We start from the raw sequence: 16,220 nt of genomic DNA on the forward strand, positions 1-16,220 counted from the left end.
AGTTTCGGGTTATGGGGTACGGATTGAGGGATGGTTAGACAAGAGGTATGCTTCTGCTTCTACGCTCCACAAACCGTTATGCCGGTCACAGATTTCAGCTAATTTCTTAAAGAGACCGTCGGTTTCTCCCAAACTTGCAAAATCGGAAATGGGGGTAAGCGGCATTTCTATATGTGTATAAATCAATTTTTTACCTCCAGGAATATGGGGCAGGTTGTTAGTCGCTTCAGCAACAGCATTCAAGCCTCCGATATGAGTAACCAATCCGGCAGGATCCAACCCTTTGCTCATGATGTCCAATGCTTCTACCATATCGTCGTTATTTCCACCGCTGGTGCCGACAATATGCGTATAGGCGTAATGAACATTATAGAAATTCAACATGGCACTGAAGTTCGGGTTGTCAGGGCCGGCAAAAAAGTTCAGGCATCCGTCAAATCCAAGAATAGCATCCCCTTGTTCTACAACAGACTTTACGGGAGCAAACACAAAGACATCATCGAAACCTGCTCCGCCACTGATTGCTTTCAGCTCTTCCACGGGATTCTCCATCTTTCCTGTATTGATGTACTTCAGATCGATTCCGCGTGAAGCGGCGAACTCAACGGTATAGATGGATGCTGCACGGTCGAGCCGTGTCTGGTCGATATCGGTAACCACCAGTAAGGATGGCTTTACTTCTTCGCGACGGAGCACGAAATTGATCGCGGCCAGCCCCATTGGACCTACTCCGGCAAGAATAGCCATCTTTCCGCCGTCAATTATTTCCATCTTATGCCGGTAACTGCCCGGAGTGGTATGATAATTGGCGTGCATGGCTCCAATAACACACGAAAGCGGTTCGGCCAATGAAGCAGGATAATACCCTTCACCGTGATAAGCCAGGAGGCAATCTCGCTCCATCACTTCATTCGGAATCACCACATAGGTTGCGTCACCTCCAATATACGAGTAACTATAACCAGGAGCGCTCAGAATACCAACAGGCCCGTTTTCGTAATACAGGGCCGGCTGAATGGAGAATTTATCACCTGCTTTGAACTTATGCGCCCACTTGCTGCCAACTTCCAGTAATTCTCCGGCAAACTCATGACCGATGATGATGGGGTTTTCGGCTACATTATCGGGGATCCGTTTGTGTTCCGCGCCTTGCGAGGATGCCTTGTAAGACGACATACACAATGAATCAGAAACTACTTTTGCAAGTATCTCGTCGTCCTTAATGGCCGGCAATTCAAACTCTTCCAGCCTGAGATCTTTTTTGCCGTACAAACGGACTGCTCTTGTTTTCATTTTTTGCTATGATTTTATTAATTCAACATTACTTGTCCACCGGTAACAGGCAATGCCTGTCCAGTTTCGCCGCATTGCTCCATCAGATACAGTACCCCCTTGGTAACATCCCCGGGTGTGCAACCTTTTCGCATCGGCACCTGTGCCAGATAGAACGCTTTCACATCGTCAATAGTTTTGGCACCGGGTACTTTTCCTGCATTCAGGTATTGTACAAACAACCCATTTTCGGGATCACTCCAGAGCGGGCCTTCGTAGTAATTGCCAGGGCAGACCGAATTGACTTTTATCCTGAAGGGAGCCAGTTCCAGTGCAAAGGACTGCGTAAGTCCAACTCCTCCGAACTTCCCACCAGCATATGCAAAGTTAGCCTTGCTTCCGCGAAGTCCCGATTTCGAATTTATTTGAATGATATCGGCAAAATAATCGCTTGATGCATATTTCGTTTGCAGCTTCATTACTTGGCTCACTACTTTTGTACAATAGAAATAGGCATTGTAGTTGATCTTTGTGACAAAGTCGAAGTTTTCGGGTGTCATATCTTCTAGCCCACCGGCTCTCAACACACCGGCGTTGCTAATAAAGCAGTCAATTCCACCAAAATGACAGACAGTCTCCTGCACCAGGTTGTCGAGGCTTGAAATTTCGGAAACATTTGTTTTCACAAAAATTGCCCGGTTACTTTTCGCCAGGCCATTAAACTTCCCAACCGTATTCCGTCCTGCCTCTTCGTTCAAATCTGCCACTACAATATTGGCTCCTTCCCGCAGCAAACATTCGGCAATTCCCTCGCCAAAACCTTGTGCTGCACCGGTTACAACAATGGTTTTATTTTCTACCCGCCCCGAAGCATTTCCGGCAGCAACACTGCGGCGGTAATTTTCCACTTCCCAGTTATCAATAAATTCAATTTGAGCCTGTGTCATTGGGTGTGCACCGCCAAACGATTGAGAGAGAAAGGCAACTTTCATAGCATCCTCAAATACGTCGAGAATGGTATCGCATTGTCTGGCATTATCTCCCACGGATACAAGCCCGATGCCTTTTATCAACAAAACTTTTGGCAGATAACCAAACTTATTTACAAAGCCGGGAATCAATTCTTCAGCATTTTCGAGAACTCGTCCAGGTGTTTCATCGTTCAAAAACAAATAGTTAGACTTGCAGTAAACGATCGCATCGGGAGTAAAAGGTTTTGCAATGGCTACCTGGTTTTTCGGACTTTCGCAAAAGTATTCTATCAATCCGTTCCTGCGAACTTTCAGGGTTTTAAGGTTATCCTTAGAAACCAACATCCGGATTGCAGGCAACACTTCACTCACGCAGCGGCACACCTTCCTCTCGTCTTCCGGCAATGGAATGCTCACGGCCTTTTCAAGTGTTGCAAAAATTGAACCATATATAGATTTTATCTCTTCAATACTATCTGCAGCCACAAAAATCCCGTGGTTCTGCAACCAGATTACCTGTGGCTCTTCGCTGAATTTCTGGCGATATTCCTTTATTTTCTCGTCTACTTTTTTAAACAGAACATAGCCCGGATCGGTATATTCCACGTACAACACTTTTTCACCGAAAAGATTTTCCAACACTGTGGTGACATTTACTGCGCACATTAATCCATTTACGATCGTTGGATGTAAGTGAACCACAAATGCATAGTTGATCACGTTGTGCATGGAGGTTTCTACCGACGGGCGTTTACCTTTTGTGACAGTAGCCGCAGCAAGATCATTTTTGACTTGCTCTTCGCGTTCGGCAGCATTTTCGCTGTATTGCTTTCCAGACATGGGATTAAGTAGCGAGCGATCCAGTATGGCAAAGCCATCTTCAGTAATTGTTTCGAGTGATGAACCACTGGCTTTCACCCAGATCTTCTCTTCGTTCTTGTACGATGTATTTCCCCCTCCGGCGATCACAAAACGGCTGTCTTTGCCGTAGAATCGCGAAATGGATATTAAATCCTGAATTTCTTTCATCTTTATTGTTTTCCGACTGTGTTTCTGATTAACTCATCTCCCCATTTCACAAACTCACCTCTTTTTGAGCGGTCGGCGTTCCCCTGTTCATCCAAATAACCGCTCAGTCCCTGGGCAACCAAATGTTGATGAGCTGCAATAATACACGCACCCTCATAGTTGACCCGCAGTAATTTTTCCGATAACGGGGTCTGGTTGCGGGCAAAAAGTTCAATAGGTTCCATTGACGGAGAGTTGTGTTCACTGCCCAGGGTTACGATAAAACCCTGGTTGTGAAGATATGTTGCATACTTCTCCAACAGGTTCATATCGTTTCGGGTGGTAATAAATTCCACGGAATGAAACCCACGCTCGGTCAGTTGTTTTGCCACGTGTTCCAGGTCACGTTCAAAATCGGTATAATTTCCCTGGGCATCATCCGCTAAAAAGGGATAAGTAGGTATTCCTCCGGCTGCCAGAATGATTTTGCATACCGTCTGCATCGGAAGAAACGCCTCGACAGTCTCGGGAACAAAAGCCGAACCACCTGCTTTCAACAGATTAGCACGGATCTCGTTCTCTACACCTGCAAGATTTTCAGTATCCGACTTCAGTTCTTTTCCATCGAAAATTTCTTCTAGCAGGTTTTTTATGCTTGTTGGGTTATCGCCTGAATTTTCATAAACTTTCAAGCGTAAAGCCTTCGCCAAATGACGTTCCCTAACAGAACCCTTACTCAGATTATCCTTAATCCAATCCATATCGAGTACAAATCCGACATTTTTAGCAGTAAGGATTCCGTTCAGTTTTTCACACATGGCTTCCACCTGCTTATTAGCCTCTGTACGTACATTCGTCAATTGCGAAGCATAAGGCTCACTCAGCTTAAAGGGCTGTAACAATCCTTTCCCGCTGATGTAAGTTCGTCCTGGATTTCCGGGATCGTTCACCCGCAAACCTGCTTTTTGATCCTCTTCGTTCAGGCTGATAAACTCGATGCCGAAAAGCGGATAAAGTCCACGTTTGGAACAACCTTCCATCCACTCTTCGTAACCTTCGGCAGTATAAAAATCGTTGATCCCAACGACTTTAACCTTTTCAGCAACGGCCCTGCCCAGCGCATCGTCAATATCGCGGAATGCACTGAAAGAGAACGGGGTATGCAGATGGGCATTTACTTTTGGTAAATCCATGATCAAATTCCTTTTTTTGCTCTCCTGATCATTTCGGCATCAGTGAAATTCTCACCGGGCATATACCCTTTGAGGGGCTGTATGCGTTCGTGGATCATATCGATGAACCAGCCTGGCTGCGGGAAAAACGCGCCTTCAAGTTCGTGAGCCGGCGTGATCCAGTTGCGTGACCCAAGCACCGCAACGGGCGCGTCCAGGTAATCGAAGCAGAGCGAACCGATGGTTGCCGCCAGGTCGTTCAGGAACGAGCCGCGGGCAGTCGCATCGCCGGCAACAATGATCTTGCCGGTTTTCTTCACCGAGGCGACCACTTTTTCGTAATTGAACGGCACCAGTGAACGGGCATCGATCACTTCGGCGCTCATCCCATGGACCGACTCCAATTCTTTTGCCGCCTGGAGCGCGGGATAAAGCGTGTGTCCGATGGTCAGGAAGGTGATGTCCTTTCCCTCTTTCTTCACGTCGGGTTCACCGATGGGTATTTCGTAATATCCGGCAGGAACGCCTCCTTCATGGAATTGCTCGCCGATATCGTAGATGCGCTGGCTTTCAAAGAAGATCACCGGATCGGTTCCCTGAAGCGCCGCGTTCATCAGCCCCTTGGCATCGTAAGGCGTCACCGGGAAACAAACCTTGATGCCCGGGATATGTGCCACAAGCGATGTCCAGTCCTGCGAGTGCTGCGCGCCGTATTTGGAGCCCACCGAAACACGAAGCACGACCGGCATCTTCAGCACGTTGCCGCTCATTGCCTGCCATTTGGGAAGCTGGTTGAACACTTCATCGCCACAACGTCCCAGAAAATCGCAGTACATGATTTCGGGGACAACCCTTCCTCCGCACATGGCGTAACCGATGGCCGTACCTACGATAGAGGCTTCCGATATGGGTGAGTTGAACAGGCGGTGATATGGCAAGGCTTCCGTCATCCCTCCGTAAACGGCAAAGGCGCCTCCCCAGTCGCGGTTCTCCTCACCGTAGGCAACGAGCGAGGCATCCTTGTAAAACCTGTCCATGATGGCTTCGAAAATGGCGTCGCGCAACTGGAACTGCTTCATCTTGCTGAACGGCTTGCCTTCGGCATCGAACGCAAAACGTTCCTTGCCGGCTATCTTCTTCACGCGGGAGTTCTCCTCCATCGGCATCAGCACGTCGGGCCTTGCATCGGAGAAACTGTCCACGGAACCGTTCGAGAACATCATATCCCCGATCGCGTCGGGATTTTTCATGCGGGGCGAGATCTCATCGTTGATCGATTTGAGGAACATCTCGTGGATGAGCGTCCTTATGTCATTCCAGATGGCGTCAAGCTCGTCCTGGACGGCCACGCCCGCCTCCAGCAACTGTTTGCCGAACGACGCAATACAGTCCTGTCTTTCCCAGGCTTCCACTTCCTCCTTCGTGCGGTAGGAAGACGCGTCGGAGGGAGAGTGCCCGCTGTATCTGTAGGTCAGGACATCCAGCAAGACCGGCCCGTTTTTCTCATCAATTATTTTTCGCTTGCGTTTGTAAGCGTCAATTACCGCCAGCGGATTGTAACCGTCCACGCGTTCGGCGTGCATCTGTTCCTCGTTCACACCTGCACCGATACGGGCTGCGATGCCGTAACCCATGGTCTCGCCACAGGTCTGGCCGCCCATCCCGTACTGGTTGTTCATGATGTTGATGATCACCGGAAGCCCGCCCTTCATATCTCCGTCCCAAAGCTCCTTGAACTGGTCCATGGCGGCAAAAGTGATCCCTTCCCAAACAGGTCCGCAAGCCATCGATGCGTCACCTATGTTGGCAACCACCATGCCGGGTTTGCGGTTGACTTTTTTGTATAACGCGGCACCAACGGCTATGTCTCCCGATCCACCCACGATGGCATTGTTGGGATACACGCCGAAAGGCGTGAAGAAGGCGTGCATGGAACCGCCCAGTCCTCTGTTGAATCCGGTTTCCCGGGCAAAGATTTCAGCCAATGTTCCGTAAACCAGAAAACGGCGGGCAAGCTCCCTGGTTGTTCCGTTGAAATCCTTTTGAACGATTTCCAGTACCGAACCGTCAAAGAATCCCCGCATTATCTTCAACAGTTCCTCATCGGCAAGCTTATGGATGGCAGACATCCCCTTGGCCAGGATTTCACCGTGCGAACGGTGGCTCCCGAAAATAAAATCATCCACGGTAAGCGTCCAGGCCATCCCCACGGCTGCCGACTCCTGTCCGATGGACAAGTGGGCCGGCCCGGGGTGGTTGTAAGCCACACCGTTGTATTCACCTTTGGTTTTGATAAGGTTAAGCATGGTTTCAAACTCGCGGATGAGCGCCATGTCGTGATAAATGGCTTTTAGTTCCTCGTCGGTAAAATTTTCGCGTTCTTCTTTTACCGTTTTTTGATACTGATTGACAGGAATGGGCTGAAATTCCACAAAGCCCGGTTTCCGGGCTTCAGCCGGATCAATAAATTGAATTTTTGGCATACTGTTTTATTTTTTCGATCGATTTTACAATCGTCATTTTTCTTATAAATTGTTATTGGGTTTTGAGCAAGCAAGTCCGGGCAATCAAAATTCAAAAATCACTTCCTTGAATATTTCACTTACTGTAGGATGCGGAAAAACGACCTCTTTCATTTCTTCGAGCGTCATCTCCTGCTCTATTGCCAGACAGGCGCCGTAAATCATTTCACTGCTCGGGTTTCCCAGCATGTGAACACCGAGGACTTCGCCGTATTTTTCACCTGCAAGCACCTTGCATAATCCGACACCGCCCTCGTTTTCTGCGACAAAACGCCCGGCATAGGCCATGGAGAGTCTGGCTACCTTGTAGGCAATCCCTTTTGCCCTGGCACTTTCTTCGGTTTCACCCACACCTGCAATTTCAGGGTTGATGTACACGACTCCCGGAATGGCATTATAACGCATAATGTCGTCTTTTCCTGTAAGGTTGTTGACCACTACTTCGCCTTCCCGGCTGGCAGTATGCGCCAAAAGTGAAAAGCCGGTCACGTCGCCTGCCGCAAAGACATGAGGTACATTGGTACGCATCTTTTCATCGACCTTGATGCCTCCCCTGTCCAGTTCCACATTCAGATTTTCGAGTCCAAAGCCCTTGGTTACCGCGCGGCGCCCGACGCTCAACAGGATTTTATCGCCTTCAACGGTGCGTGTTTCTCCCGCCTTCTCAAAAACCACTTTATTTCCGTCCACCCGGACCACCTTGGCGTTAAGGTGAAATTCGATGCCTTTCCTGGTGAAAATATCGCGCGAAAGGGCGGAGATCTCGTAATCGTTGTTTCCCAGAATCTCGGGAAGCATCTCGATCACGGTCACCCTGGATCCTAAACTGTTGTAAAAACTGGCGAACTCCATCCCGATAACTCCTCCCCCGATGACGACTAGACTTTTGGGTTGCTCCTTGAGTTCAAGAACCTCACGGTTGGTCAGGACAACATCGCCGGCTTCCCCTAATCCGGGAATGGGCGGAACCGATGCTTCGGACCCGGTACATATCAACAGGTTGTTTCCCAGGTAATGCTCACCGTTGCAAACCACCTCGATTCCCTTGGCGCTTCTGCCCGAGATCCAGGCTTCGCCTTCAACAACCGCAACATCGCTGGCCTTCATCTTGGTTTTCACGCCGGCGACCAATTTGCGCACCACTTTATTTTTGCGGGATACAATCTTGTCGTATTCAAAACGGACATTCTCCGCAAAAACACCGTATTTGTCCCCGTGAAGGGCATTCTCATAGGTCTTCGCACTGTAAAGCATGGTCTTGGTGGGAATACAGCCTTCGTTAAGGCAAACGCCTCCCAGGCTTTTCTTCTCGAACAGCACCACCTTCAGCCCCTTGTGCCCTGCGCGTTCCGCGGCCACATAACCGGCCGGTCCACCGCCGATGATCAGTAAGTCGTACATTATTTTGTTTTTTTAGATTAATAATCGATTTCAAGATTTTCTATTTCCAGGGCAATCTGCTTCAGGAAGCGTGTGGCTTCCCCGCCGTCAAGCGCCCGGTGGTCGTACGTGAGGCTCAGGCCGATATAGGGAACAAAGGCATAAACCCCGTCGCCCAGGTCTTTCGGACGCGGAACAATCGTGTTTACCCCCAATATGGCGGATTGAGGCAGGTTAATGACGGGTGTGAAGACTTCAACCCCGTAATTCCCCAGGTTGGACACGGTGAACGAACCGGCCTCGGCGGAAAGGATATCCGGATTCACGCTGCCCGCCTTGCAGGCGTTCGCCACCTCTTTCAGCTGGTTTGAGAGCCCCACGATCGACAGGTCATCGGCATTCTTCACCACCGGCACCATCAGGCCACGTTCAGTGTCCACCGCCAGCCCGAGATGCACCTTGTTGAAAAGGCGCATGCTGTCGCCCAGAAATTGCGAATTGACGTTGGGGAACTTCTTCAGGGCCTTGATCACGGCATGGCAAACCATGTCGTTCAGCGTGATGTTTGCCGATAGCTTCCGGGCTTCCACATCCGCTTTGACCTGTTTCCGGAGCTCAAGGATCCGGCGCGCGTCGGCACCCAGGTGGTGGGTAAGCTGCGCCGAGTTTTGCAGTGAAGTGTGCATGGCTCTTGCAATGAGCTTGCGCATGTTGGAGAGTTTCTTGTCCTCATAGTCGTTGGCGTAGATAGTATTCGGCGAGGGGATTAAATCGGCGGACCGGGCTGTCCCCGCCAAGCCGGTGCCCGATTGTGGCTGCAGGTTTTCCTGCGAGGCAATCTTTTTTGCCAGGGGAGTCATTTTCGGACGATTTTCCAGGGTTGACAGGACGTCTTTTTCCAGGATGCGTCCCTGGGGCCCTGACCCGCTTATCGCTGCGGTATCGACCGCTTCCTTTGAGGCGAGGTTTTTGGCCCGGGGAGAAATGAAACGGGTTCCGGGTCCTGCGTTCCGGGATTCGAGCTTCTGCGGGGCGTTATTTTCAGGCCCGGCGCTTACGGTTTCCTGCCTTGCAGTTATCGACTCCTCGCTACCGCTATCGGACCCGGGCTCCGGACTGCCTTGCAGCAAAGCGGAATAATCCTCGCCGGGCTCACCGATAATCATCATGTTTCCCAGGACAGGCACCTCATCACCCTCCCGGTAAAAACACTCGAGAACCACTCCGTCCGAAGGGGATTCCTCCTCGAAGGAGGCTTTATCCGTTTCATAGGAAAAAAGGACTTCGCCTTTCTTTACATTATCCCCTTTTTTCTTGTTTATTGAGCCGATAATACAACTCTCGACCGACTGCCCCTGCTTGGGCATAATAACCACTATTGCCATATTTTTTTTGATTTTAGAAAGCTCTTCAATAATTGATTTCTAACACAGTATTAAGTATCCCACACTATGCTGACACAAAGTTACCCATATTAACTAAAGTATCCAAAAAAAAAATTAAATAAAATAATGCTAATAATGGTCAACTTTTGATGTTGCAAAAATAGAGGGTTTTCTTTCTTAATCAATGTAATTATTGATTTTTGTACTGTATTTTTTGTCATAAAATATCAAATAATACAGCAACAAAATCATTTTTATTATTTTTACTTACCGTTCTTATTCTTATTTTTGTGAACTGTAACTTTTTATATTATTTAGCCTCATCATGAATGAAAGCAAACTAACCTCTTTTTTAGCTATCGATCTAGGTGCAACAAGCGGACGAGCCATTTTGGGTACAATCAAAAACAACCGGTTAGAGTTGAAAGAAGTCAATCGTTTTGCAAATCCGATTATCGACATCAACGGCAGATTATACTGGGACTTATTTCATCTGTATGGTGAGATAGTGAAATCTTTAAAAGACATTCAACACCAAGGTATTGAAATAGCATCTGTTGGAATTGACACCTGGGGCGTGGATTTCGTGTCTTTCGGCAAAGACGGGGAACCCCTTCGTATGCCCTACAGCTATCGCGATTCACGCACTTTCACTGCTCCAGAAAATTTTTTCAATAAGGTTTTATCGAAAAAGGATACCTACCTGAAAACCGGAATTCAGATCATGAATTTCAATTCACTTTTTCAGCTATTTACTCAACACGAAGATAACAACCCCATCTATCCCGTAACGGACAAGTTTTTGTTTATGCCCGATGCTTTGTCTTACTTATTGACAAACAAGATGGTTACGGAATATACGATAGCGTCGACATCTCAACTGTTGAATCCTTTCACACGTTCTTTTGACGAAGAGCTGTTACAGGCGTTAAATCTATCTAAAGATAATTTTGCGCCGATTGTCTTTCCGGGAACACTAATCGGCACATTGTCAGAATCCGCGCAAAAACAAACCCACCTGGGAGCTGTTCCGGTTATTGCCGTAGCAGGACACGATACGGCGTCGGCAGTCATGGCTACTCCGGCTGAAAATGAAAACTTCGCCTATCTGAGTTCCGGCACCTGGTCGCTGATGGGAATCGAATCGAAAGAACCTGTTGTGAGTGAGGAAACTTTTTCACTGAATTTCACCAACGAAGGTGGAGCTGACGGCTCTATCCGTTTATTGAAAAACATCTGCGGCATGTGGCTTATTGAACAATGCAGAAAAGAATGGACAAAAGAAAAAGATGTCTCTTACGACGAAATAGTGCTTGAGGCTACTCAGGCTGACCCTTTTAAATGCTTCATTAATCCTGACGCATCCTGTTTTGCGAGCCCTGAATCAATGATTGATGAAATACAAAACTATTGCAAAAAAACCCAACAGTTTGTTCCACAGAGCATAGGAGAAATTGCCCGGTGTATTTACGAAAGCCTGGCTTTCCGGTATAAACAGGTACTCGGGAACCTGAAAAGCCTGGCCGATTTTCCCATTGACACCTTACATATTATCGGAGGAGGGTCACAAAACAATATGCTGAACAGATTCACTGCAAACGCTATCGGAATAGCTGTGGTTGCCGGACCGTCGGAAGCTACGGCCATTGGGAACATATTGCTTCAAGCAAAAGCTGTCGGACTAGTGGCGGACAAAAACGATATGCGAAAAATGGTTAGAAACTCCGTTGACCTTACGAGATTCGAGCCTCAGGACACCAGCCTGTGGGACAAACATTATACCGAATATTTAAATTTTTTCAAAGAGATATAAAACATAAATAATCATTTAATGAACAATAAAACAATCATGAAAGAAGAACAAATTAAAAAGGAGTTTGCAGCTGCAAAAGAACAATACGCTGCACTTGGGGTTGATGTGGAAAAAGCCATAGAAAAACTAAACAGTGTATCTATATCCATTCACTGCTGGCAAGCAGACGATGTGTTGGGCTTTGAAAATCCCGACGGAGAACTGACCGGAGGAATCCAAACAACAGGGAACTATCCGGGCAAAGCCAGAACGATTGATGAATTAAAAAAAGACATCGGGAAAGTGTTGAATCTGATTCCTGGAAAACATCGCTTAAGTTTACACGCTATCTACGGTGATTTCGGAGGTAAATTGGTAGATAGGGACCAGATTGAGCCCAAACATTTTCAAACATGGATGAATTGGGCAAAGGAAACTGGTGCTAAACTGGATTTTAATTCTACCTTTTTCTCTCATTCAAAAAGCGGCAATTATTCACTTTCAAGTTTCGACCCGGAAATTCGCAACTTCTGGAAAGAACACTTACGCCGTTGCCGCCGTATTGGAGAAGAAATGGGCCGTCAACAAGGGGATGCATGTGTTCACAATATCTGGATCCACGATGGGGAAAAAGACAAGAGCGTATCCCGCATACAACACAGGCAACTGCTGAAAGAATCTCTAGACGAGGTATTGGCAGAAAAAATCAGCACTGAATACCTGAAAGATAGTGTTGAGTGCAAACTTTTTGGTATTGGCAGCGAAAGCTATGTGGTAGGTTCTCATGAGTTTTACATGGGATATGCCGTTAAAAACAACATGTTGTTAACGCTAGATGCAGGACATTTCCATCCGACCGAAGGAATTGCAGATAAAATTTCTTCCGTGTTGCTTTTTGTTCCTGAAATTACCCTGCACGTGAGCCGCCCAGAACGTTGGGACAGCGACCATGTAGTAATCCTGAACGACGCATTGCTGGAGTTAACACAAGAAATAGTACGTTCCGGACAGATGGAAAAAATACATATCGGGTTGGATTATTTCGATGCATCCATCAATCGTATTGGCGCATATGTTGTTGGAATCCGGTCTACCCAAAAAGCTTTATTACAAGCGCTTTTAGAGCCGACTGAAAAACTGCGTGAGTACGAGAATCAAGACAATAATTTTCAGCGTTTGGCTTATCTGGAAGAGCTGAAGGCCATGCCTTGGAATGCCGTTTACAACTATTATTGCCTGCAACAAGGTGTTCCCGTTGGAAACGAATACATTAAAGAAATTGAAAGTTACGAATCGGAAGTAACCTCTAAAAGATAAGCAGAATGAACACCATTATTGGTCTGATTATTATAGCGATAGGAAGTATGGGGCAGTCAAGCTCCTACGTTCCTATCAACAAAGTTAAAAATTGGTCGTGGGAAAATTTCTGGTTGGTGCAAGGAGTTTTCGCCTGGCTTATTTTTCCAGTTTTAGGAGCATTTCTAGCAAACTCCCTTCCGGAGTTGGTACAGGTTTATTCTGCAAATTCCGGTGCAGCGCTACAATCGATTGGATACGGCGCTTTGTGGGGGATTGGTGGATTAACTTTCGGGCTTAGCATGCGGTACCTGGGAATTGCACTTGGCCAATCTGTTGCTTTGGGAACATGTGCTGGATTTGGAACGCTAATCCCTGCTGTTCTTGCCGGGGATAATCTCTTTTCACCAAAAGGGTTGGTTCTGTTACTGGCCGTTGTTGTAACCCTAGTGGGGATTGCATTGGTTGGATACGCCGGCAGTTTACGCTCTAAAAACATGTCGGAAGAAGAACGCAGGAAAGCCATAAAAGACTTTGCCCTAAAAAAAGGGTTGCTGATAGCGTTGTTTGCCGGAGTAATGAGTGCTTGTTTCAGTTTAGGCCTGAGTGCCGGAATTCCGATAAAGGAAGCCGCTATTGCAGCGGGGGCAAAAGAAATTTTCGCTCAAAACCCCGTAACACTTTTGGTGACTATTGGCGGTTTTTTCACTAATCTGGTCTATTGCCTGTACATGAATTCGAAAAACAAGACCAGCGGGGAAATTCGGAAAACATCCAAATCGGTACTTGTTAACAACCTTCTCTTCTGTGCCTTGGCCGGTTTACTCTGGTATTCTCAGTTCTTCGGATTAGGGATGGGGCAAAGTTTTTTTGAACCGGGCAGTGTGATGATGGCATTCTCCTGGAGCATCCTGATGTCCTTAAACGTTGTTTTCAGTAATGTGTGGGGTATTATTCTGAAAGAATGGAAAGGAGCCGGTAAAAAAGCCGTCACATTTCTTGTCATCGGCATGGCCGTCTTAATATTTTCTTTAATAATTCCAAATCTATTCTAATTCATTCTCTCATTTTTTCAGAAGCACAATGCAATCAATTGAGTTTGCATTGTGCTTCATTTTTTTTTGTAAATTTGTAAAAAAAAGAAAAGCTACATACCACAAAAACAGAAAAAATGAGATACAACGACTTGGGTATAGACTTTAAATACTTGTTAGTCAGCGAAAAAGACAAGGGGTTTGGATTAACAGTAAACACTGTTGGGTTCCAACCTATTGCACCCAACACGTTATACCCTTCCACAGACCATCCCAAAAGTTATTATTTTAATCCAAAAAAAGGGCGAATTTTATCTGAATATCAATTTGTTTACATCTGCAAAGGAAAAGGAGTTTTTTCATCTGCCACAACAAAAAAAACACCCATCAAGAAAGGGCAGGTAATGGTCCTTTTTCCAGGACAGTGGCACTCATATCAACCTTTAAAAGAAATCGGTTGGAATGAATATTATATTGGTTTTGAAGGCAATATAATCGACTCAATAATTGAAAAAAGTTTTCTTCCTGAACAAAATCAGGTTTTAGATGTCGGGGTAAGCGATGAACTGGTCAATCTGTTTTCAACAGCCATTAAAGTTGCCAAAGAAGATAAAAAATCGGCTCAACAGTTTCTCGCCGGAATAGTTTTTCACATTTTAGGCATGATTTTGTCACTTTCTCAAAACAAAAGTTACGATGCAAATGAATCGACACAAATAATTGAACGTGCCAAGATCATCATGAGAGAAAACATCCATAAAGACATCGATGTAAAGGAAATTGCATCAAATCTGGGAACAAGCTATTCATGGTTCAGAAAATTTTTCAAAGAATATACGGGCTATCCGCCCGCACAATATTTTCAGGAATTGAAACTCCGAAAAGCAAAAGAACTGTTGACGGAAACAAGTTTACCTATCAAGGAAATTGCCTATGAGCTCAATTTCAGCTCCATCGAATATTTTTTATCCTTTTTCAAACAACGGGTCAGGATAACTCCTTCTGAATACCGCAAATTAAACGGCAACGATAAATAATAATTAATCAATCACCTCAAATCCTGTATAAGGCACCAATGCAGCCGGTATAATTATTCCTTCTGGGGTTTGGTTGTTTTCCAGAAGTGCGGCAACGATACGTGGCAAAGCCAGTGCGCTCCCGTTGAGGGTATGGCACAATTGCGTTTTTCGATCCTCATTGCGGTATCGGCATTTCAGCCGATTTGCCTGGTAACTCTCGAAATTAGACACGGAACTCACTTCCAACCACCTCTGTTGTGCCGCGGAATAGACTTCAAAGTCGAACGTAAGCGCCGATGTGAATCCCATATCACCACCACAAAGACGTAAAATGCGCCAGGGGAGTTCTAACTTTTCCACTAAAGTTTGCACATAACAGACCATCTCATCCAACCGCTGATACGAATTTTCAGGCTTGTCAATACACACAATTTCTACTTTATCAAACTGATGCAAACGGTTCAATCCACGCACATCTTTTCCGTAGGATCCTGCCTCTCGGCGAAAACAAGCAGAATAAGCCGTATTCTTTACCGGCAGATCCTTTTCATCCAAAATCACGTCTCGGTAAAGATTGGTAACCGGCACCTCAGCCGTTGGTATCAGGTACAAATCGTCTAATCCTACATGATACATTTGTCCTTCCTTATCGGGTAACTGCCCAGTCGCAAAGCCAGATGCCGCATTTACGACATAAGGCGGCTGAATTTCAACAAATCCGGCATCACGGGCATTGTCAAGAAAGAAATTAATGAGTGCGCGCTGCAGGCGACTACCTTTGGCTTTGTAAACAGGAAACCCGGCACCGGTAATCTTCACCCCCCATTCAAAGTCTATCAGGTCATATTTTTTTGCCAGCTCCCAATGAGGAAGAGCGTCAGTAGAGAGTTGCGGAATGTTTCCTCCCGAACGCTCTACAAGATTATCTTCGGCAGATTTACCTTCAGGCACCGAATCGTGCGGTAAATTAGGAATAATAACCAACAAATTTTGAATAGCTGCTTCAGCTTCTCTCAGCCCGGCTTCATTAAGTTTGGAAAGCTCCTTCAGTTCGGAAACTTGTTGCTTGGCAATTTCCGCTTCAGCCTTCTTGCCTTCTTTCATCAGCCCTCCGATCGACTTCGACAGGAGGTTGATCTCCGACAACTGACTATCCAGAAGAGTTTGAGAACTACGACGTGTTTCGTCTAACGCCACAATTTGATTAATTATATCTTCAGCGGCGAATCTTTTTTTGGCAAGTTTGCGAATGACTTCTTCGCGATCTTCGTTTATTACTTTGAGTGTAAGCATAAAAAAACAGTTTCAACTATTTTGACTGAGAATATGCAAAGGTAGCAAAAATTCTCGCGCCGAAACAGTTGTAACA

At 46.4% G+C, this 16,220-nt stretch carries 11 protein-coding genes; 4 read left to right on the forward strand and 7 right to left on the reverse strand.

Translation table 11 applies throughout. The features are described 5' to 3' along the window. Positions 1 to 9: 9 nt before the first annotated feature. The 6 genes from AACM02_RS12195 to AACM02_RS12220 all read right to left on the reverse strand — a co-directional run bounded on the left by AACM02_RS12195 (position 10) and on the right by AACM02_RS12220 (position 9,710). The gene (locus tag AACM02_RS12195; RefSeq protein ID WP_339117124.1) at positions 10 to 1,293 is read right to left on the reverse strand and encodes a zinc-binding dehydrogenase; all 1,284 of its coding nucleotides are present in this window, start codon (positions 1,291 to 1,293) and stop codon (positions 10 to 12) included. Between the two features lie 17 nt (positions 1,294 to 1,310). Then, positions 1,311 to 3,272, reverse strand: coding sequence for an SDR family NAD(P)-dependent oxidoreductase (locus tag AACM02_RS12200; protein WP_339117125.1), 1,962 nt, complete (start codon positions 3,270 to 3,272; stop codon positions 1,311 to 1,313). 2 nt (positions 3,273 to 3,274) lie between these two features. Further along, a complete protein-coding gene (locus tag AACM02_RS12205; protein WP_339117126.1) occupies positions 3,275 to 4,444 on the reverse strand; it encodes a PHP domain-containing protein in 1,170 nt (389 codons plus the stop codon). Between the two features lie 2 nt (positions 4,445 to 4,446). Next, a complete protein-coding gene (locus AACM02_RS12210; RefSeq protein WP_339117127.1) occupies positions 4,447 to 6,906 on the reverse strand; it encodes a thiamine pyrophosphate-dependent enzyme in 2,460 nt (819 codons plus the stop codon). 84 nt (positions 6,907 to 6,990) lie between these two features. After that, positions 6,991 to 8,349 carry a dihydrolipoyl dehydrogenase gene (gene lpdA / locus AACM02_RS12215; RefSeq protein ID WP_339117458.1) on the reverse strand — a complete coding sequence of 453 codons (1,359 nt, stop codon included), beginning with the start codon at positions 8,347 to 8,349 and terminating at the stop codon, positions 6,991 to 6,993. 14 nt (positions 8,350 to 8,363) lie between these two features. Further along, a complete protein-coding gene (locus AACM02_RS12220; RefSeq protein WP_339117128.1) occupies positions 8,364 to 9,710 on the reverse strand; it encodes a dihydrolipoamide acetyltransferase family protein in 1,347 nt (448 codons plus the stop codon). Between the two features lie 325 nt (positions 9,711 to 10,035). Between AACM02_RS12220 and rhaB the strand changes: the two genes are divergently transcribed. From rhaB to AACM02_RS12240, 4 genes are all read left to right on the forward strand, one after another. Next, on the forward strand, positions 10,036 to 11,523 hold the full coding sequence (rhaB, locus tag AACM02_RS12225) for a rhamnulokinase (protein ID WP_332456095.1): 1,488 nt from the start codon (positions 10,036 to 10,038) through the stop codon (positions 11,521 to 11,523). Between the two features lie 36 nt (positions 11,524 to 11,559). Then, a complete protein-coding gene (locus AACM02_RS12230; protein ID WP_332456195.1) occupies positions 11,560 to 12,819 on the forward strand; it encodes an L-rhamnose isomerase in 1,260 nt (419 codons plus the stop codon). Between the two features lie 5 nt (positions 12,820 to 12,824). Beyond that, positions 12,825 to 13,853: an L-rhamnose/proton symporter RhaT gene (gene rhaT, locus AACM02_RS12235; RefSeq protein WP_332456096.1), complete on the forward strand. Its 1,029-nt coding sequence runs from the start codon at positions 12,825 to 12,827 to the stop codon at positions 13,851 to 13,853. A gap of 116 nt (positions 13,854 to 13,969) precedes the next feature. After that, positions 13,970 to 14,869, forward strand: coding sequence for an AraC family transcriptional regulator (locus tag AACM02_RS12240; RefSeq protein WP_339117129.1), 900 nt, complete (start codon positions 13,970 to 13,972; stop codon positions 14,867 to 14,869). A gap of 3 nt (positions 14,870 to 14,872) precedes the next feature. On the opposite strand, the gene serS is transcribed toward AACM02_RS12240, so the two are convergent. Further along, positions 14,873 to 16,144 (reverse strand): serine--tRNA ligase, encoded by a 1,272-nt coding sequence (gene serS, locus AACM02_RS12245; RefSeq protein WP_339117130.1) that lies wholly within the window; start codon positions 16,142 to 16,144, stop codon positions 14,873 to 14,875. Between the last annotated feature and the right edge of the window lie 76 nt (positions 16,145 to 16,220).

The sequence above is a fragment of the Petrimonas sp. genome, assembly GCF_963921705.1.
In the GTDB taxonomy this organism is placed as follows: Bacteria; Bacteroidota; Bacteroidia; order Bacteroidales; family Dysgonomonadaceae; genus Petrimonas; species Petrimonas sulfuriphila.